A 17,735-nucleotide genomic window follows, 5' to 3' on the forward strand; every position below is an offset into this window, starting at 1 on the left:
TCGGTGGACAAGGTGTGAGTTGCGGCTGTAATCGCTACTGCCGCAGCCTGATTCAGCGCCCGGCGCACGAGTTCTCGCGTGGACCCAGCGCACCTTTCCGGCCGGGTCCGGGGGACCGATCGTCTCTAGTTCGCGTTCGGGAAAGCCTGGCGCACACCGATGGTGATCGCCTCGGCATCGGCCGACCTGCGGCGTTGGACGCGCTTCAGCGCCTCCACGACGCTCGCGGTCCGATTGTCACTGTGCGCATCGATGAACGTGACCACTTCTGGACGTCGGACGGCAATGTGGATCCTCATACCACCCATACCTCGATGGTAATGCGCGTGGCTCCAGAAGATGCTCACTGATCGCGCAACAGATTTCGGTCCGGGTTACCGCTCCGAATCCTGCCGCCGCAGGACAACGGTCTGCCGGTCCAGGTCGACCCCGACTCGAGGCGGCGCACCTTGCGCTTGCTCGTCGCGCAGCATCGACACCGAGTCCCGGTGGTCCAGTTCCATCCGCTTCGTCCCGTAGAACATGGCGGTGAACTCGTCGGTGAAGGTGCCGGATACGGGGTTGCGGCGCTTGCGGCGTTTTCGCGTCAGGGCTTCGTAGAGGGCGACGGCCATCAGCAGTAGGACCCAGCCAGGGATGGACCAGCCCAGGAAATCCGCCATGTGGCAGCAACGTATCCGCCGGCTGTGGAGTTCCTGGGTAAGTCGGCGGCGGGCGGGTATACGGCGGTTAGGTAAGCGCGGGGAGGGTGCGCAGCGATGATGCGGTGCAGTACGAGCCGCGCGGGATTGATTCGCGAGAGTTAGATGAGAGAGCCCTATTTTCGATTCGGCAGTCTGCTGGTGCTGATCTGGCTGGTGATCGGCGTCGTTGCCGCCGGGCAGCGGCACTATTTCGACAGCGGTCCGGTCAATTGCGCCGGCTTCGGCACGATCGCGGTGACGGTGATCGCCGGTCCGCTCAACTATATGGGCGTGAACCCGAAGATCTCCGACTGCAATGTGCCCCAACCAAGCCAGTAATGCGTGAGGGCTGAGTTCCGAGGGTTCGGCCACCCTCAGGGCTCAGGGCGCGCTCTGCCGGGCGGCGACATGCCGTGCGGTCGGGCGCGCCCGCCCACGCCCGGCAAGATGCGACAATTCGCTGAAACCCGTACGCGCGGTTTGCGGGAGAGATATGGGCGAGATGAAACTTGGCAGCGTGCTGATCGTGCTCTGGTTGGTCGTCGGCGTTGTCGCCTCGGGGCAGCGGCACTACTTCGACAGCGGTCCGATCAACTGTGCGGGCTTCGGCACGATCGCCCTGACCGTCCTCGCGGGCCCGCTCAACTACATGGGCGTGAACCCGAAGATCGCCGATTGCAATGTCCCGCAACCGAGTCCCTAGATCGGCACCGGCTCCAGATTCCGTTGTGGCTCAGGAGCTTTCGTCGAATCACTGCCGGAAGCACCCGCCGAGGCGATGATGACGAGGCCGATACCGGCGCACTGAACGAGCGCGAGATCTTCGCCGAGCAAAGCAGTCCCGCCGCGGCCGCGACCGCTGGTTCCAGACTCATCAGTACACCGACGGTGGCGGCCGAAATCCGTCGCAGCGCTTCGAGTTCGATGGCGTGCGGCACCAGCGACGAGAGCACCGCGACAACGGCGAGCGCCGCGAGCACCAGGGGATCGAACAGCGCCGGGCTCGCGTTGGCGAAGGCGACGGGTAGCACCAGTAGACCGCCGAACGCCATCGCGAGCGCCAAACCGTCGTGTCCTGAGGTATGCCTCCCGACCACCTCGCTGCACGTGATGTAGGCGCCCCACCCCGCACCCGCGGCAATCGCGAACAGCACGCCGGTCCACGACACCGAACCGCCGGTTTTCATCATCATCAGCAGCACGCCCAGCCCGGCCACCAGCGTCCACATCAGATCGCGCGGGCGACGCGAGGCGATGACCGCGACGGTGAGCGGTCCGAGGAAATCCAGGGTGACCGCCATTGATCTCGAACAGATACTTGGCCAAGCCCGCACCCAGCTGGATACTGACCATAGCGGCGAGGATGAGGATGGGCGTGGGCACCGCGCGAGCCGCACGTGGCTGAACCTTCACGGCCCAAAAGCTAGGTGTCCTAAGTAAATGACAATGGACTGGTCGGCTTCTCGAAAACGGTGCTTACCTTGCCGATCGATGCCCGATCTGTGGTGATCGGCACAAGCGCTCATCCGGCCGGAGAGTGATCGTCTCGCGTGCGGGTATCCGAGTTGGTACGCGAGTGCGAAAGGAAGCGATGACCATGCGCGAGCGTGTGACCCATCCGAGACCAGCGCCTTCCGCTGGTGCGCGACTGTTTGCGATGCTTCTGATGATCTGGCTGGCCGTCGGCGTTGTCGCCGCAGTTCAGCGCCACAACTTCGACAGCGCCCCGATCAACTGTGCTGGTTTCGGCACCATTGCCGTGACGGCGCTGGCCGGTCCGCTCAACTACATGGGGGTGAACCCGAGGGTCGAGGAGTGTAACCTCCCGCAGCCCAGTCAGTAATGCCGGGTCTCCCAACGGAATTCGAGTTGTCATCGGCGAATTCCAGTGGGAGCGTTCCCAATTCGAAACTCAGCCCCCCCAGACCGGCTGTCGTACCTCGTCGGGCGCCGGTCGCTCAGCTCGGTGGTGAACGCACTCGGCCCCGCACCCGAATCCGGGTGCGGGGCCGAGCCGGGAGTTCCGATCAGCTCACGCCGACGGGCACCCTCACGGTTTCCGCGGACCGCTGCTGCAGCTCACGCAGCTTCGCGCCTTCCACGTCGATATTCGGCAGGATCCGATCCAGCCACTTCGGAATCCACCAGGACCATTTGCCCATCAGCACCAGCAGCGATGGGATCACGACCATCCGGACGATGAACGCGTCGATCAACACGCCCGCCGCCAATGCGAAGCCCATCGACTTTGCTGTGATGTCGGTTTCCAGCAGGAAGGACCCGAACACCGAGATCATGATGATCGCGGCCGCGGTGACGACTCGGGCACCGTGGTGATAACCGGCGATCATCGCTTCCTTCGGCGACTTGCCGTCGACGAATTCCTCGCGCATCCGAGTCACCAGGAACACCTGGTAGTCCATGGCCAGGCCGAACACCAGACCGATCAGCATGATAGGCAGGAAGCTGACCAGCGGATGCGGATCCTCGATCAGCCCGAGCTTGCCCTGCTGGAAGATCAGCACGGTCGCACCGAAGGTGGCCGCCATGGAGAGCAGGAAGCCGAGCGCCGCGGTCAGCGGCACCAGGATCGAGCGGAATACCAGGATCAGCAGCAGGAATGCGGCACCGGCCACGATCGCCAGATACGGCACGATCTTGCTCAGCAGCACATGGTCGACATCGGCGAAGATCGCCGTGGTGCCGGTGATGCCGTATTCGATGCCGTACTCGGACTGCATCTGCGCTTCGGCATCGCGGGCGTCACTGACCAGATCCTTGGTGGCCTGGTTGTTCGGACCCGACTTCGGCACGCCGTCGAGCAGTGCGCCCGCCTTGTCCTCACCGCTCCACTTGGGCTCGGTCACGTAATCCATGCCCGGGTACGACGCGAGCTTGGACCGCAGCGCGTTCACCGCGGCCTCGCGCCGGTCGGCGGGCACATTGGTGAGGTCCACCGCGACATTCAGCACGCCGTTGCTGCCCTCACCGAAGCCCTCGGTGCGCAGTTCGTAGGCCTTGCGGATGGTGGAGGTCTTCGGCTGGCTGTCATCGCCCGGCAGGCCGAGGTTCAGACCGGCGGCGGGGGCCGCGAGCAGGCCGAGCACGACCACGCTGAGCAGCAGCGTCACCGCGGGCGCCCGGCCGATCAAACGGCCGACGCGCATGCCGTTGGTGATCGACTTGTCGTCCTCCGGATCGTGCTGGGCCACGATCGGCAGCTTCGGCTTGAACAGGAACCGGCCGAACGCGCCGAGCAGCGCGGGCATCAGCGTGATGGCGGTGAGCACCGCGAACGCCGCGGCGATCGCACCACCCAGACCCATGAACGTCATGAACTGGACGCCGACGATGCTGAGTCCGCCGAGCGCGATGATGACGGTCAGACCGGCGAACACCACCGCCGAACCCGCCGTGCCGAGTGCGGTACCGGCCGCCTCCTCCGGCGAATCCTGCACCGCCAGTTCATGTTTGTACCGCGACACGATGAACAGCGCGTAGTCGATCGACAGCGCGATGCCGATCATGGACGCGAGGAAGGTGGTGAAGCTGGGCACCTCGATGACCGAGGTACCGAGGAAGATCAGCGAGGTGGCCGCGCCGAGGCCGACGATCGCGGTGATGATCGGCACGAAGGCGGCGACAATGGCGCCGAAGGCGATGATCATGACGACCAGCGCGATGCCCATACCGATCTGCTCGGATTTACCGCTCGGTCCCTCGTTCTTCTGTGCGATCGAGCCGCTCATCTCCACCTGCAGCCCGGCATTGCGGGCATCGCTGGCGACGTTGTAGGCGGCTTCGCGCTGCTCGTCGGTGACGTCGGTGAACTTCTTGATGGTGAACGGGACGCTGAAGAACGCGACCGAGTCGGGCGCCGTCTTGCTGAGCACGTTCAGCGGTGCGCCACTGCACTTGGACGGATCCGGGTCGGTGATGCAGCCCGACTTCTCGGCGGCCTCGACCGGATCCATTACCGGCTTGCTGTGATCAACGATGTCGAGCGTGCCGAGCTTGGCGATGAAGGCCTCGAGCGCCGCCCGGTTCGCCGGATCGGTCAGCTTCTGCCCATCGGGCGCGGCAATGACGTAGGTGCCGGTGACGGCGTCGAATTTGAAGGCGTCGGAGGCGCCGGGAAAGTGCTTGTCGAGAATGTCGTTGGCACGGGCGGACGGCAGCGCCGGCATGCTGAAGTCATTGGTCATCGGCTCCTTGAGTTGCGCGCCGAGGCCGCCGAGCAGCAGGAACAGGACAATCCAGACCGGAAGCACTATCCATTTCCTGCGGAAAGCGAACTTCCCCCATCTATACAGATAAACGGACACGAAAGGGTTCTCCTAGCTGACCTTTTCGAGCGACCTGCAAGCAGTCACTACGGATGGCTGGTTACGTGCTGATTCGTGGCGCGTAGACAAGCACTCGCGGGGATTGCCCTGCCGGCCCCCGCCTCCAATTGACGCTTTCTGCCTACCGTGCGGTAGGTAGACTACCCAGGAGCTAAGCGGAGGTACAACCTCAATTCTGGTGGCAACGTTAGCTCAGCGCATAAGTGGTGAGAGGATCATCCCATGATTGTTCGTGACGCGGGCGACGCTGTTGTCGCAGGTGGCGGCACAAAAATGGCCATTCGCGATGCTGCGGTAAAGCTGTTCGGGGCCAAGGGTTTCGAACAGACGAGCCTGCGCGAGGTCGCGGATGCGGTAGGAATCACAAAGGCTTCGCTCTACTATCACTACGCCTCGAAGTTAGATCTGTTACTGGCGATCGTCGATCCGATCGTGGATCACATGCGCTCGGTGATCGAGGATATCGATGCCGTCCCGCACGACGAGGAGGGCGTGCGCGCCGTGTTGCGCGCCTATCTGCGCGGCATGATCCGCCATCGCGACGCGGGTGCGCTGTGCGTCCGCGACACCGTCGCGATCATCAATGTCATGGCCGACCGGTATCCGGACATGCTGGATTCGACTCGGGTGCTGCGCGAATGGCTCGCCGGACCCGGCGCCGACGATGTCGCCAAGCTGCGCGCAAGTGCGGCACTGGAAGTGCTCGGGGTCGCGCTGCTGTCCACCGAACTCGTGCCGGGGGTGGAGGATTCGGTGGTGGAACGCACACTTCTGGATGCGGCCACCTGTGTACTGACCGGCTGCCACACCGCGTAGATTCGTTCGAACACCGAAGAAGCCAGGGAGTAGCCGCCGTGCACATCACCGCGAGGGTCGATTACGCGGTGCGGACCCTATTGGAGATCGCCCGCGCACCGCAGATCCACCGTGCGTCGGGTCGGGTCGCCGTGCAGGTCGCCCCGGTGGTGAAGGCCGAGGCGATTTCGACCGCGCAGCATATCCCGCCCAAGGTGCTCGAGACCGTCCTCGCCGAATTGCGCAGAGCTGATCTGGTGACCAGTAGGCGCGGCCCGGACGGCGGCTATTGGCTGGCCCGCCCGGCCGCGCAGATCTCCATCGCCGATGTGATCCGCGCGATCGAGGGCCCGCTGGCCTCGGTGCGCGGCGAACGTCCGGAGGATGTGCGGTATCCGGGTGCGGCCGAACCGTTGCAGCGGGTGTGGATCGCGCTGCGGGTGAATATTCGCGCGGTGCTGGAGAATGTCTCCATCGATGACATCGCGCAGGACCGGCTGCCGGGATTCGTCGGCACACTGACCGAGGATCCCGGTGCCTGGGCGCGGCGATAATTCGAATCGGAGCACACCGGCCGAAAGCCTCGCGCGCGAACATCACTGCTGGTCAGGAATGTTCGCGACGGACCGCACGGATTGCCGGTAGCCTCCTTTTCATCATGCTGATCAGACTGCTTCGCACTCATCTGGCCCCCTACCGGGCCCAATTGGCGGGCGTCGTCGGCCTACAACTCATCTCGGTCATCGCGATGCTGTACCTGCCGACCCTGAACGCCGACCTGATCGATAAAGGTGTCACCAAGGGCGATATCGGCTACATCTGGACCACCGGTCTGTGGATGCTCGCCGTCACCGGCGTGCAGATCATCGCCTCGGCCTGCTCGGTCTACCTCGGCGCGCAGGCCGCGATGGGCGCGGGCCGGGATCTGCGCGGCGCGGTGCTGCACCGGGTCGGCACCTTCTCCGCGCGCGAGGTCGGCATGTTCGGCGCGCCCTCGCTTATCACCCGCAATACCAACGATATTCAGCAGGTTCAGCTGCTGATCGTGATGTCGGCCACCATCCTGGTGATGGCGCCGATCATGTGCATCGGCGGCATCTTCATGGCGCTGCGCGAAGACCTCGGGCTGTCCTGGCTGCTGCTCATCGCGGTGCCCGCACTTGCCATTTCGATGGGTGTCATCGTGGCGAAGATGGTGCCCGGCTTCCGCGATATGCAGCACCGGATCGATGAGGTCAACCGGGTGCTGCGCGAGCAGATCACGGGTATCCGGGTGGTGCGCGCGTTCGTGCGCGAACGGCAGGAGACCTGGCGCTTCGGCGTGGCCAACACCGAACTCACCGAATCCTCGCTGCGGGTCGGGCGGCTGATGGCGCTGATGTTCCCGCTGGTGATGCTGATCAGCAATATCACTGCGGTCGGGGTGATCTGGTTCGGCGGACATCTGATCAACGAAGACAAAATGCAGATCGGCTCGCTCACCGCGATGCTGTCCTACATCATGCAGATTCTGATGGCCGTCATGATGGCCTCGTTCCTGGCCATGATGGCGCCGCGCGCGGCCGTCTCGGCCGACCGGATCGGTGAGGTGCTCGAGACCGAAACCTCGGTGCTGCCGCCGCGGCTGCCACAGCCGTTCAAGGGCGATCCGGCGCAGGTAGATCTGCAATTCGCCGAATTCGCCTTTCCCGGTGCGGAGAAACCGGTGCTGTCCGCGATCCGGTTCCAGGTCGAGCCGGGTACGACCACGGCGATCGTCGGTTCCACCGGCGCGGGCAAAACGACACTGCTCAATCTGATTCCCCGGCTCATCGATGTGACCGATGGCGCGGTCTACGTCGGCGGCACCGATGTGCGTCATATCGACCTCGAAGTGCTGCGTGAACAGATCGGTCTGGTGCCGCAGAAGGCATATCTTTTCTCCGGCACCATCGCGAGCAATCTGCGCTACGGCAAACCGGACGCCACCGACGAGGAACTGTGGCGATGTCTGGAGATCGCCCAGGCCGCCGACTTCGTGCGCGATATGCCGCAGGGTCTGGAAACACCTGTCGCGCAGGGCGGTACGACCGTTTCGGGTGGACAGCGTCAGCGGTTGGCCATCGCGCGGGCACTGGTCAAGAAGCCGCGAGTCTACCTGTTCGACGATTCGTTCTCCGCACTGGATGTCGCCACCGATGCCCGACTGCGCGAGGCTTTGCGGCCGGAGACCAGGGATGCCTCGGTAATCATTGTGGCGCAACGGGTTACCACCATCCGCGATGCCGATCAGATCGTGGTGCTCGAGGACGGAGTGATGGCCGGGATCGGCACTCATGAGCAGCTGATGCGCGATTGCGCGGAGTACCAGGAGATCGTCGCCTCGCAGCTCGGCGCCGAGGAGGCCGTCGTGCTCGCCAAGCGCAACGTATCGCCGCCCGATGCGAGCGGTGACGGGTATCGGACCCGGCGGGAGGAGATCCGATGAGACCCGGAGCGGTGAATCCCGGTGCGCCGGATGCGAAAGCGAAATCGTTCGGTCCGTCGCTGCAGCGGTTGTTGCGCAGGCTGGCGCCCGAGCGCTTGTACGTCGGCGTGATCGTCGGGCTCGCGATCATCTCGGTGGTGCTGAATACGCTCGGCCCCTACATCCTCGGCAAGGCCACCAACGTGGTATTCGACGGTGTCGTCGGCCGCCAATTGCCCAGTGGCATCACCAAAGAAGAGGCGATCCAGCGCCTACGGGCCGCGGGCGACAACACCTTCGCCGACATGCTCGGCGCGATGAATGTCACCCCGGGTGTCGGTGTGGACTTCGGTGCGGTCGGCCGGGTGCTGATGCTGGTGCTGCTGCTCTACACCGGCGCCGCGGTCTTCAGCTGGCTGCAGTCCTTTCTGCTCAATATCGTCATCAACCGCACCGTGAAGCGGCTGCGCAGCGATGTCGAGGACAAGATCCATCGACTTCCATTGCGCTACTTCGATTCCACACCGCGCGGTGACCTGCTCAGCCGCGTCACCAATGACGTCGACAATGTGTCGCAGACCCTGCAGCAGACCATGAGCCAGCTGATCCTTTCGCTGTTCTCGGTGGTCGGCATCCTGATCATGATGTTCTGGATTTCGCCGCTGCTCGCGTTGATCGCCCTGCTCACCGTGCCCGCCGCGATCGTGGTCACCACGCAGATCGCCAAACGCTCCAAACCGCACTTCGTGAACCAGTGGAAGTACACCGGCATGGTGAACGCCCAGGTCGAGGAGGCCTTCACCGGGCACGAGGTGGTCACCGCATTCGGTCGCAACCGCGAGGTCGGTCAGGAATTCGACAAGCGCAACAATGATCTCTACGAGTCGAGTTTCAAGGCGCAGTTCATCTCCGGGCTGATCATGCCCGCGATCATGTTCCTCGGAAATGTGAACTTCGTGCTGGTGGCGCTGGTCGGCGGGCTGCGAGTGGCGACCGGCAATCTGTCGCTGGGTGAGGTGCAGGCCTTCATCCAGTACTCCCGGCAGTTCAGCCAGCCGCTGACCCAGATCGGTGCGATGGCCAACCTGCTGCAATCCGGTGTCGCTTCGGCCGAGCGGATCTTCGAGATCCTCGATGCCGAGGAGCAGTCGGCGGATCCGGTCATGGAGAACACCCGCCCGGTCGATCGCGGCCGGGTCGAGTTCGAGGCGGTGTCGTTCCGCTACGAACCGGAGACGCCGGTCATCGAGCGGCTGTCGCTGGTCGCCGAACCAGGACATGTGGTCGCCATCGTCGGTCCGACCGGCGCGGGCAAGACCACCCTGGTGAATCTGCTGCTGCGGTTCTACGAGCTCGACGCGGGCACCATCACCATCGACGGCGTCGATATCACCGAGATCACCCGCGATCACCTGCGCTCCAGGATCGGCATGGTGCTACAGGACACCTGGCTGTTCAAGGGCACCATCCGGGAGAACATCGCCTACGGCAATCCGAATGCGAGCGAGGCGGATATTCTCGAGGCCGCCCGCGCCGCCTATGTCGACCGCTTCGTACACGCGCTGCCGCACGGTTACGACACGGTCATCGATGAGGAGGGTTCGGGCGTCAGCGCTGGCGAGAAGCAGCTGATCACCATTGCCCGCGCCTTCCTGGCCAAGCCGTCCATCCTGGTCCTGGACGAGGCGACGAGTTCGGTCGACACCCGCACCGAGGCGCTGGTCCAGCACGCGACCGCCGCCCTGCGCCGGGACCGCACCAGCTTCGTCATCGCCCACCGCCTGTCCACCATCCGTGACGCCGACCTGATCGTCGTCATGGAGGCGGGCCGCATTGTCGAACACGGCAACCACGAGCGCCTCCTCGAAGAACGCGGCGCCTATTACCGCCTCTACAACGCCCAGTTCGCCGCGGCTGCCGCCGAGGCCTGACCCGCGACGTCGCACAGCTCTTGGCTGTGCGACAGCATGATGCGGGGTACTGCGGCGTGCCTGAGAGGATGTACAGCGTGGCTGATCCTGGAGCTTTCTCATTCACCGTCGGTACCCGCATCCCGGGGCGACACGGTCGAACGGGCGTGATCAGCACACCGCACGGTGATATCGCGACGCCCGCATTCATTCCGGTCGGCACCAAGGCGACGGTGAAGGCGGTGCTGCCCGAGACCATGCGGGAACTCGGCGCGCAGGCGCTGCTGGCGAATGCCTACCACCTGTACCTGCAGCCGGGCCCGGACATCGTGGACGAGGCGGGTGGGCTGAGCAAATTCATGAACTGGCCCGGCCCGACCTTCACCGACAGCGGCGGCTTCCAGGTGATGTCGCTGGGTGTCGGCTTCAAGAAGGTGCTGGCCATGGAGGCGGTCGACGTCCGAAGCGATGACGTGATCGCCAAAGGCAAAGAGCGTTTGGCCACCGTCGACGATGACGGCGTCACCTTCCGCTCGCACCTCGACGGCTCGAAACACCGGTTCACCCCGGAGGTTTCGATGGGCATCCAGCATCAACTCGGCGCGGATATCATGTTCGCCTTCGACGAGCTGACCACCCTGCTGAATACCCGTGCCTACCAGGAGAAGTCGCTGCAGCGCACGCACGAATGGGCGCAGCGCTGCATCGACGAGCACGAACGCCTGACCGCCGCGCGCACCCATCGTCCGTATCAGGCGCTGTTCGCGGTGATCCAGGGCGCGCAGTACGAAGATCTCCGGCGCAAGGCCTGTCGGGAACTGGAATCACTGCGCGGCAGTGCCGGAACGGGTTTCGATGGATACGGCATCGGCGGCGCGCTGGAGAAACACAATCTCGGCGCCATCGTCGGCTGGTGTTGCGATGAACTGCCCGAGGACAAGCCGCGGCACATGCTCGGCATCAGCGAACCGGAGGACATCTTCGTCGCGGTGGAGAACGGAGCGGACACCTTCGACTGTGTGAACCCGTCCCGGGTCGCACGCAATGCGGCGATCTATGTCGCCGAGGGCAGATTCAATATCAATACCGCCAGATTCCGCCGCGACTTCACCCCGATCGACGAGACCTGCGACTGCTACACCTGCGCGAACTACACCCGCGCTTATATCCATCACCTGTTCAAGGCCAAGGAGATGCTGGCCTCGACGCTGTGCACGATTCACAACGAGCGCTACACGATTCGGCTCGTCGACCGGATTCGCGAGAGCATCGAGGGCGGCTGCTTCGACGAGTTCAAGGCCGAAACGCTAGGTCGCTGGAAAGGTCGCAGCCCTGTCTGATTGCCGCACCTTCGGCGCGGCGTGTTCGCGGCCCCCTGGTGTCTCGCGTCCGAGCCGTCGAGACTCGCGACTACGTCGCATGCGCTTCGACGACTCGGACGCGAGACGGGCCGCGAACGTCGCTCGTAAGACTCGCTCCGCCGTGGTTGCGTGCCGAGCGGGCCTGCGGCGTTACACCTTTCAGCTCAGGAGCGCGGGAGTTTCGCGCGGTGCGTAGCTCGGCTCGTGCTTCTTCAGGAAGGCGATCACGCGGTAGGTGATCGGCAGCACGATGACCTCGGCCAGCGTCTTCCAGACGAAGCCGACGATCACGTAGTTCACGAACTGTCCCCAGCTGTCGATGCCGATGGCGGTGGCCGCGATCGAGCAGAAGATCAGCGTGTCACCGAATTCGCCGACGACCGTGGAGCCGATCAGCCGCGCCCACAGGTGCTTCTCCTTGGTCTTCTCCTTGATAAATACCAGCGAGGCCGAATTCAGCATCTCGCCGACGAAGTACCCGGCCAGGCCCGCGGCGACCAGCTGCGGGGTGGTGCCGATGACGGATCGGAAGGCTTCCTGATTGTCGTAGAAGGTGGCGGCGGGCAGCTCGATGGCGATCTTGAAGCAGATGACCGCGAGCAGCAGGATGGCGAAGCCGTAGTAGATGGCCCGGCGGGCGGCCTTGAAGCCGTACACCTCGCTCAGGACGTCGCCGATGATGTAGGCCAGGGGGAACAGGAACCACGCACCGTCGGTGGAGATCGGCAGGATCTCGATGGGGCCCAGCTTCACCGAATGATCGGTGAAGAATTGGACGCCCTTGGTCGCGCAGATATTCGAGATGATCAGCGTCGCGGTGAACAGGGCGACGACGGGGGTGTAGTAGCCCCGCGCGGCGACGGCGAATGCCGCGTGGGCCGCCGCGGGGCCCCCAGATTCTGGGTGTTCTTCGACTGTTTTGGACTCACTCACGCGCTTCATCCAACCAGGTTGTGGAATAGGCTGTACCAATGACGAATCCCGGCGATTCCGACGAATGGTGGAAACAGTACGGCGGCGAAGGCGTGTCACCGGAGGCTGGCTCCCAGGGGTCGGTACCGCAGTACCCCTCGGCACCGCAGTACCCTTCCGCGCCGCAGTACCCGCAGCAGCCGGCTCCGACGCCGCCACCTCAGCCGCAGTCGCAGTACCCGAGCTACCCGCAGCAGCCGGTCGCCGGCCCGCAGCAGCCGTACCCGCAGACCCCGGCCTATCCGGGCGCGTATCAGCCGTACGGCTATCCGCAGCAGGCCCAGGGCACTAATGGACTCGCCATCGGTTCGCTGGTCGCCTCGGTGGTCGGGCTGTGCACCTGCATCGGTTCGATCGTCGGGATCGTGCTCGGTGTCATCGCGCTCAACCAGATCAAGGAGCGCGGACAGGAGGGCCGCGGCCTGGCGCTGGCCGGTATCTGGGTGGGTGCGGGCGGCATCGTGCTCGCCATCGTCTACGTGATTCTCAACGTCGCGCTCTCGACGACATAAGACTCGAAAACATCAGGGGCGCTCCCGAAATCGGGAGCGCCCCTGAGCTGTATCCGGGGTCTGCGATCAGGCCTTGACGACCTGGGTACCGCCGGCGAACTTGTCGTGCCAGCCCTGCTTGTTCGGGTCCTGTGAGGTGGTGATGATCATGTAGATGACCAGGCCGAGCTCGGCCAGACCACCGATGCACGGAATGATGCCCAGGGCGACATAGAGGTTGCGCTTCAGCGAGACCTCCGGGGTGATCTTCGCCGCGCCGCCGGGGGCGACGACCTTGAGGCCCAGGATCTTCTTGCCGAGGGTGGTGCCCTGCGAGGTCTCCATGCCGACGAAGTACGCGAGCCCTGCGATCGCGCCGACCAGACCGGTCACGATCTGCCCGCCGAGTCCGGAGCCGAGGATGAGCGTGATGATGACGGAGATCGGGATGCCGACGATCAGGTGATCGATGACGCGGGCGCCGATGCGGGCGCCGATATCACCGGGCTGTCCGCCGTATCCGTATCCCGGCTGCTCGCCATAGGGCTGCTGGGGGTAGGGCTGCTGCTGGCCGTAGGGATCCTGCGGCTGCTGACCGTATTGCGGCTGCTGTCCGTACTGCGGCGGCTGCTGACCGTACTGGGGCTGCTGGCCGTACTGGGGCTGCTGTCCGTACTGCGGCGGCTGCTGGCCGTACTGGGGCTGCTGTCCACCCTGCGGGTACTGCTGGCCGCCTGGGTATTGTTGCCCGCCTTGCGGATATTGGTTGGGGTCGTACCCACCGCTTGTCATATGTGTGTCCTCGTCAGTGATCAGTAGATCGGTCGATTGCGTACGTTACGGACATCGCGCGGGTTGCAACAACCCATTCTCATCGAGTATCCACGGTTCCTGGGTCAGAGCGGCCGGGTCGAACCCGTCGAGTAGTTCGGCGGGCGAAACCGGGGGATAGCCCAGGGAACTGGCCAGTGCGGCCGCGACCTGATCGGGTGTATTGCCGAGGGCGAGCTGATCGGCGAGTGTCACCGCGCCGTCGCGTTTGGCCAGTCGCTTGCCCGCGGCATTCAGCACCAGCGGAACATGTGCGTAGTGCGGAACCGGAAGGTCGAGCAGCGTCGCGAGGTAGGCCTGGCGTGGGGTCGACGGCAGCAGATCGTCACCGCGGACCACCTGATCGATGCCCTGTTCCGCATCGTCGACGACAACGGCCAGGTTGTATGCCGGAATTCCGTCGCCGCGGCGCAGTACGACATCGTCGACGGGGCCGCGGTAGCGCCCGTGCAATTCATCGGTGATCTCGAATTCGGTTGCGTTCGCACGCAACCGCAGCGCGGCTGGGCGTCCGTCGGTGCGATGTGCGGCCCGCTCGGCTTCGGTCAGATCACGGCAGGTGCCCGGATAGTGGCCGAGCGGTCCGTGCGGTGCGGTCGCGGCCTGCTGGATTTCCCTTCGGGTGCAATAGCACTCGTAGGTGAGCCCGGCCGCCGTGAGCCGGTCGATGGCCGCTCGATAGTGCGGCAGCCGGTCGCTCTGCCGGACCACGGGGCCGTCCCAATCCAGTCCGATCGCGGCGAGATCCGCCAGTTGGCGCTGTTCGGCGCCCGGCCGGACGCGATCCAGATCGTCGATCCGGAGCATGAAGCGGCGTCCGGTCGATCGTGCGAACAACCAGGCCAGCACCGCGGTGCGCAGATTTCCGATGTGCAGATCGCCGGACGGGCTCGGGGCGTATCTGCCTGCTGGATTTCTGACTACTGGCACGTTTGCCATGCTAGGGGCTCCGGTGCGGGTCACCGGATCAGCAGACGCGGCTTGAGTCGGTCTTCGGTAATCGAGGTTCCGCTGTCGAGGGCGGCCAGCAGGTTCTCGGCGTGCGCGATGAGACCCTGGCGGTCGATTCCATATGGCACAGCAGTGTTTCGGTCGGCCGCATAGGCGCGCAGCCGGGTCACCGCACGGGTGAGCAGGGTGCGCGCGCCCTTCGGATTCGCGCGCTGGATGTGGGTCAGACCGACCGCATATTGCGCCAGACCCTGCCACAGCATCCTTTCGGCGAACGGCCCGTTCTTCCACGCGGCCTCCAATACCTCGTGTGCGTTGAATGCCAGGCCGTCATCCAGCAGTTGCTGGGCGTAGGAAAGGGTTTGCTGGGGCGGCAGATTCAGGTCGTCCGGAATTCGCGGCACGCCGACGCTGCCGACCGGCAGCGGCCGCCCGAACCGGTCGCGTGGGCGGGGATTACGTGCGCGACCTGCCTCGTCGCGCGGGCGTTCGACCATGCTGCCCATCATCCACGGCTGGAGTCGAAGGCGTCCACCCGAGTTGGTTCGATCATGATTAATTGACGGATCACGGAGCAATCACATCCCAAAAAGTTTGCTGCCCAGCAAACATATGAATGAATGTCATCTTCCGGCAATGTTCCCGCAACTCATCATCTTCGCAAGATTGGCAAATGCGAGCATTGAATGGGCAAGAGATCGGCAAATTCTCAAGGAACCTGCTACTCTTTAGCGCGCGGGGGCGACCCCGCGAGGTGAATTCACCTCGAAGTGCAAGTGCGATCACGACGCACCGTGAAAGTCGCGCGCTTTGGCAAGGCGCACCGCGGGATTCGGCGTTCCGCGCCGGATGCCGGTGCTAGTTAGAACGATGTCAGAAGAATAATCTCGTTCTCGACGCAGCAAAGGAGCTAGTGGCGTGGAAGTTGACTTGACGGGCGCTGTGTGGCGTAAGAGCACATACAGCGGCCCCGACGGGAACTGCGTGGAAGTCGCATTTCTCGTCGACGGCAACGTGGCGGTCCGCGACACCAAAGACAACGGCCACGGTCCGTTGTTGGCGTTTACGCCCGGCGAGTGGAACGCGTTCCTAAACGGAATGTCAAAGGGGGAGTTCGGACGCGCCTGAACAACAGCTACGTCCGAACCAACAGCACGGGCCCCGGGTCGGCACGGACTCGGGGCCTTCGCAGGTGCTCAGCGGTCCTTTCTCAGTGGTGCTGGCCGTCGGTCTCCTCCTGAGCTGTGCGTAGCACGGCGAGCTGCTTGCGCTCTTCCTCGTGCTCGGCCGCCATATGCGCGCGGGACTCCTGCCACGGATCGGGTCGGAAGAATCCGCCGGTGCCCGGCTTGCCCGCCGAACCCAGCTTGTTCATCTTCTTCGGCACCGTCGCGCCCTGATAGGTCAACGGAATCGGGTGACCGTGCTCGTCGACCGGACCGAGCGGCTGGTGGATCTCGATGTACTCGCCGTGCGGCAGCCGCCTGATAATGCCGGTCTCGATGCCGTGCTCCAGCACCGCGCGGTCGCTGCGCTGCAGGCCCAGGCAGATGCGGTAAGCGGCGAAGTAGGCCACCGCGGGCAGGGTCAGAATGCCGATCCGGCCGACCCAGGTGGTCGCGTTCAGTGAGACGTCGAACTTGAAAGCGATGATGTCGTTCACGCAGGACAGCGTCAGTACCACGTAGAAGGTGATCGCCATCGCGCCGATCGCGGTGCGGACCGGCACGTCACGCGGGCGCTGTAGCAGGTTGTGGCGCGCCGTGTCCTTGGTCAGGCGCCGTTCGATCCACGGATAGGCGATCAGCACTGTGAAGACCAAGCCCATGATCATCGCACCCCAGAACGGTGCGGGCACGGTATAGCGGCCCGGATACAGCTCCCAGGGCGGAATCAGGCGCATCATGCCGTCGGTCCACATCATGTAGAAGTCCGGCTGGGTGCCCGCCGATACCTTGGCCGGGCTGTAGGGCCCGAAGGCCCAGATCGGGTTGATCTGCAGCAGCCCGCCCATGAGTGCGACGACACCGAGGGTGAACGCGAAGAACGCGCCCTGATCCAGCGAGAACACCGGCACGATGCGCGTGCCGATCACATTGCGCTCGGTGCGGCCGGGACCCGGGAACTGGGTGTGCTTCTGATACCAGACCAGCGCGATATGCGCGGCGATCAGCGCGAGCATGATGCCGGGGAACAGCAGCACGTGCGCGATGAACAGGCGCGGAAGGATGATCTCGCCCGGATAGTCGCCGCCGAACATCAACCAGTGCATCCAGGTGCCGATGAGCGGAATGCCGAGCGTGATGGACGAGAACGCCGCCCGCAGGCCGGTGCCCGAGAGCAGGTCGTCGGGCAGCGAGTAGCCGAAGTACCCCTCGAACATGGCCAGGATCAGCAGCAGCGAGCCGAGTACCCAGTTCGCTTCGCGCGGCTTGCGGAACGCGCCGGTGAAGAAGATCCGGAACAGGTGCACGATGATCGAGGCCGCGAAAAGCAGTGCGGCCCAATGGTGGACCTGGCGCACGAACAAACCGCCGCGGACCTCGAAGGAGAGGTTCAGCGCCGTCTCGTAGGCGCGGGTCATGGATACCCCGCGCAGCGGCTGGTAGGCGCCGTTGTAGGTGACCTCGGCCATCGATGGGTCGAAGTACAGCGTCAGATAGGTACCGGACAGCACCAGGATGATGAAGCTGTAGAGCGCGATCTCGCCGAGTAAGAACGACCAGTGGGTCGGGAAAACCTTGTTGATCGACCGTTTGATGAATCTCGCGGCCTGATATCGCTCGTCGAAGGAGTTGGCTTGTTCGCCTGCCTTACGACCTATGTCAATAGCCATGGCCGACACCCCGCTCTGGTGAGTGGTGGTATGTGTTCTACTACAGACGGTAGCAGGGGATCGGCCGGGAATCGATAGGTTTCCCTGAACCGCAATGTGGAACAAGATCATTC

General features: G+C 64.3%; 18 protein-coding genes and 1 pseudogene. 10 read left to right on the top strand and 9 right to left on the bottom strand.

Annotation, left to right across the window (positions count from 1 at the left end):
- Window positions 1–125: 125 nt before the first annotated feature.
- On the bottom strand, window positions 126–308 hold the full coding sequence (locus tag ACQPZ2_RS02410; protein ID WP_433524107.1) for a hypothetical protein: 183 nt from the start codon (window positions 306–308) through the stop codon (window positions 126–128).
- Window positions 309–374: 66 nt separating this feature from the next.
- Window positions 375–662: a DUF6191 domain-containing protein gene (locus ACQPZ2_RS02415; protein ID WP_433524108.1), complete on the bottom strand. Its 288-nt coding sequence runs from the start codon at window positions 660–662 to the stop codon at window positions 375–377.
- A gap of 144 nt (window positions 663–806) precedes the next feature.
- On the opposite strand from ACQPZ2_RS02415, the gene ACQPZ2_RS02420 reads away from it, so the two are divergent.
- Together ACQPZ2_RS02420 and ACQPZ2_RS02425 are read left to right on the top strand one after the other, a co-directional pair.
- Entirely contained in the window at window positions 807–1,022 is a 216-nt protein-coding gene (locus ACQPZ2_RS02420) for a hypothetical protein (RefSeq protein ID WP_063047047.1), read from the top strand.
- Window positions 1,023–1,185: 163 nt separating this feature from the next.
- Window positions 1,186–1,386: a hypothetical protein gene (locus tag ACQPZ2_RS02425; RefSeq protein ID WP_063047073.1), complete on the top strand. Its 201-nt coding sequence runs from the start codon at window positions 1,186–1,188 to the stop codon at window positions 1,384–1,386.
- Here the strand turns inward: ACQPZ2_RS02425 and ACQPZ2_RS02430 are convergent.
- Window positions 1,325–1,984, bottom strand: coding sequence for an EamA family transporter (locus ACQPZ2_RS02430; protein WP_433524109.1), 660 nt, complete (start codon window positions 1,982–1,984; stop codon window positions 1,325–1,327). The genes ACQPZ2_RS02425 and ACQPZ2_RS02430 overlap by 62 nt on opposite strands.
- Before the next feature lie 290 nt (window positions 1,985–2,274).
- Here ACQPZ2_RS02430 and ACQPZ2_RS02435 point away from each other — a divergent pair, with 290 nt between their 5' ends.
- A complete protein-coding gene (locus tag ACQPZ2_RS02435; RefSeq protein ID WP_433524110.1) occupies window positions 2,275–2,526 on the top strand; it encodes a hypothetical protein in 252 nt (83 codons plus the stop codon).
- Window positions 2,527–2,710: 184 nt separating this feature from the next.
- On the opposite strand, the gene ACQPZ2_RS02440 is transcribed toward ACQPZ2_RS02435, so the two are convergent.
- Entirely contained in the window at window positions 2,711–5,008 is a 2,298-nt protein-coding gene (locus tag ACQPZ2_RS02440) for an MMPL family transporter (RefSeq protein ID WP_433524111.1), read from the bottom strand.
- A gap of 243 nt (window positions 5,009–5,251) precedes the next feature.
- On the opposite strand from ACQPZ2_RS02440, the gene ACQPZ2_RS02445 reads away from it, so the two are divergent.
- From ACQPZ2_RS02445 to tgt, 5 genes and pseudogenes are all read left to right on the top strand, one after another.
- On the top strand, window positions 5,252–5,845 hold the full coding sequence (locus ACQPZ2_RS02445; RefSeq protein WP_063047050.1) for a TetR/AcrR family transcriptional regulator: 594 nt from the start codon (window positions 5,252–5,254) through the stop codon (window positions 5,843–5,845).
- A gap of 38 nt (window positions 5,846–5,883) precedes the next feature.
- Entirely contained in the window at window positions 5,884–6,378 is a 495-nt protein-coding gene (locus ACQPZ2_RS02450) for an RrF2 family transcriptional regulator (RefSeq protein WP_433524112.1), read from the top strand.
- 104 nt (window positions 6,379–6,482) lie between these two features.
- A pseudogene (locus ACQPZ2_RS02455) lies at window positions 6,483–8,210 on the top strand (ABC transporter ATP-binding protein); the annotation flags it as partial.
- 77 nt (window positions 8,211–8,287) lie between these two features.
- On the top strand, window positions 8,288–10,201 hold the full coding sequence (locus ACQPZ2_RS02460) for an ABC transporter ATP-binding protein (protein ID WP_433524113.1): 1,914 nt from the start codon (window positions 8,288–8,290) through the stop codon (window positions 10,199–10,201).
- 77 nt (window positions 10,202–10,278) lie between these two features.
- Complete coding sequence (gene tgt, locus ACQPZ2_RS02465) at window positions 10,279–11,520, top strand: tRNA guanosine(34) transglycosylase Tgt (RefSeq protein WP_433524114.1); 1,242 nt, start codon at window positions 10,279–10,281, stop codon at window positions 11,518–11,520.
- Between the two features lie 180 nt (window positions 11,521–11,700).
- Here the strand turns inward: tgt and ACQPZ2_RS02470 are convergent, their stop codons facing one another.
- The gene (locus ACQPZ2_RS02470) at window positions 11,701–12,483 is read right to left on the bottom strand and encodes a queuosine precursor transporter (protein ID WP_433524115.1); all 783 of its coding nucleotides are present in this window, start codon (window positions 12,481–12,483) and stop codon (window positions 11,701–11,703) included.
- Between the two features lie 29 nt (window positions 12,484–12,512).
- Between ACQPZ2_RS02470 and ACQPZ2_RS02475 the strand changes: the two genes are divergently transcribed.
- Complete coding sequence (locus ACQPZ2_RS02475) at window positions 12,513–13,025, top strand: DUF4190 domain-containing protein (protein WP_387294078.1); 513 nt, start codon at window positions 12,513–12,515, stop codon at window positions 13,023–13,025.
- Between the two features lie 66 nt (window positions 13,026–13,091).
- On the opposite strand, the gene ACQPZ2_RS02480 is transcribed toward ACQPZ2_RS02475, so the two are convergent.
- The 3 genes from ACQPZ2_RS02480 to ACQPZ2_RS02490 are packed head-to-tail and all read right to left on the bottom strand — an operon-like array spanning window position 13,092 to window position 15,283.
- Window positions 13,092–13,796: an RDD family protein gene (locus ACQPZ2_RS02480; protein ID WP_433524116.1), complete on the bottom strand. Its 705-nt coding sequence runs from the start codon at window positions 13,794–13,796 to the stop codon at window positions 13,092–13,094.
- 45 nt (window positions 13,797–13,841) lie between these two features.
- Window positions 13,842–14,774 carry a tRNA glutamyl-Q(34) synthetase GluQRS gene (gluQRS, locus tag ACQPZ2_RS02485; RefSeq protein WP_433524117.1) on the bottom strand — a complete coding sequence of 311 codons (933 nt, stop codon included), beginning with the start codon at window positions 14,772–14,774 and terminating at the stop codon, window positions 13,842–13,844.
- A 20-nt stretch (window positions 14,775–14,794) separates the two neighbouring features.
- The gene (locus ACQPZ2_RS02490) at window positions 14,795–15,283 is read right to left on the bottom strand and encodes a DUF309 domain-containing protein (RefSeq protein WP_433524118.1); all 489 of its coding nucleotides are present in this window, start codon (window positions 15,281–15,283) and stop codon (window positions 14,795–14,797) included.
- A gap of 421 nt (window positions 15,284–15,704) precedes the next feature.
- On the opposite strand from ACQPZ2_RS02490, the gene ACQPZ2_RS02495 reads away from it, so the two are divergent.
- The gene (locus ACQPZ2_RS02495) at window positions 15,705–15,914 is read left to right on the top strand and encodes a DUF397 domain-containing protein (RefSeq protein ID WP_433524119.1); all 210 of its coding nucleotides are present in this window, start codon (window positions 15,705–15,707) and stop codon (window positions 15,912–15,914) included.
- Window positions 15,915–15,996: 82 nt separating this feature from the next.
- Here the strand turns inward: ACQPZ2_RS02495 and qcrB are convergent, their stop codons facing one another.
- Window positions 15,997–17,622 carry a cytochrome bc1 complex cytochrome b subunit gene (gene qcrB / locus ACQPZ2_RS02500; protein ID WP_433524120.1) on the bottom strand — a complete coding sequence of 542 codons (1,626 nt, stop codon included), beginning with the start codon at window positions 17,620–17,622 and terminating at the stop codon, window positions 15,997–15,999.
- Window positions 17,623–17,735 lie beyond the last annotated feature (113 nt).

This window comes from Nocardia pseudovaccinii (genome assembly GCF_050942345.1).
GTDB classification, from domain to species: domain Bacteria; phylum Actinomycetota; class Actinomycetes; order Mycobacteriales; family Mycobacteriaceae; genus Nocardia; species Nocardia pseudovaccinii.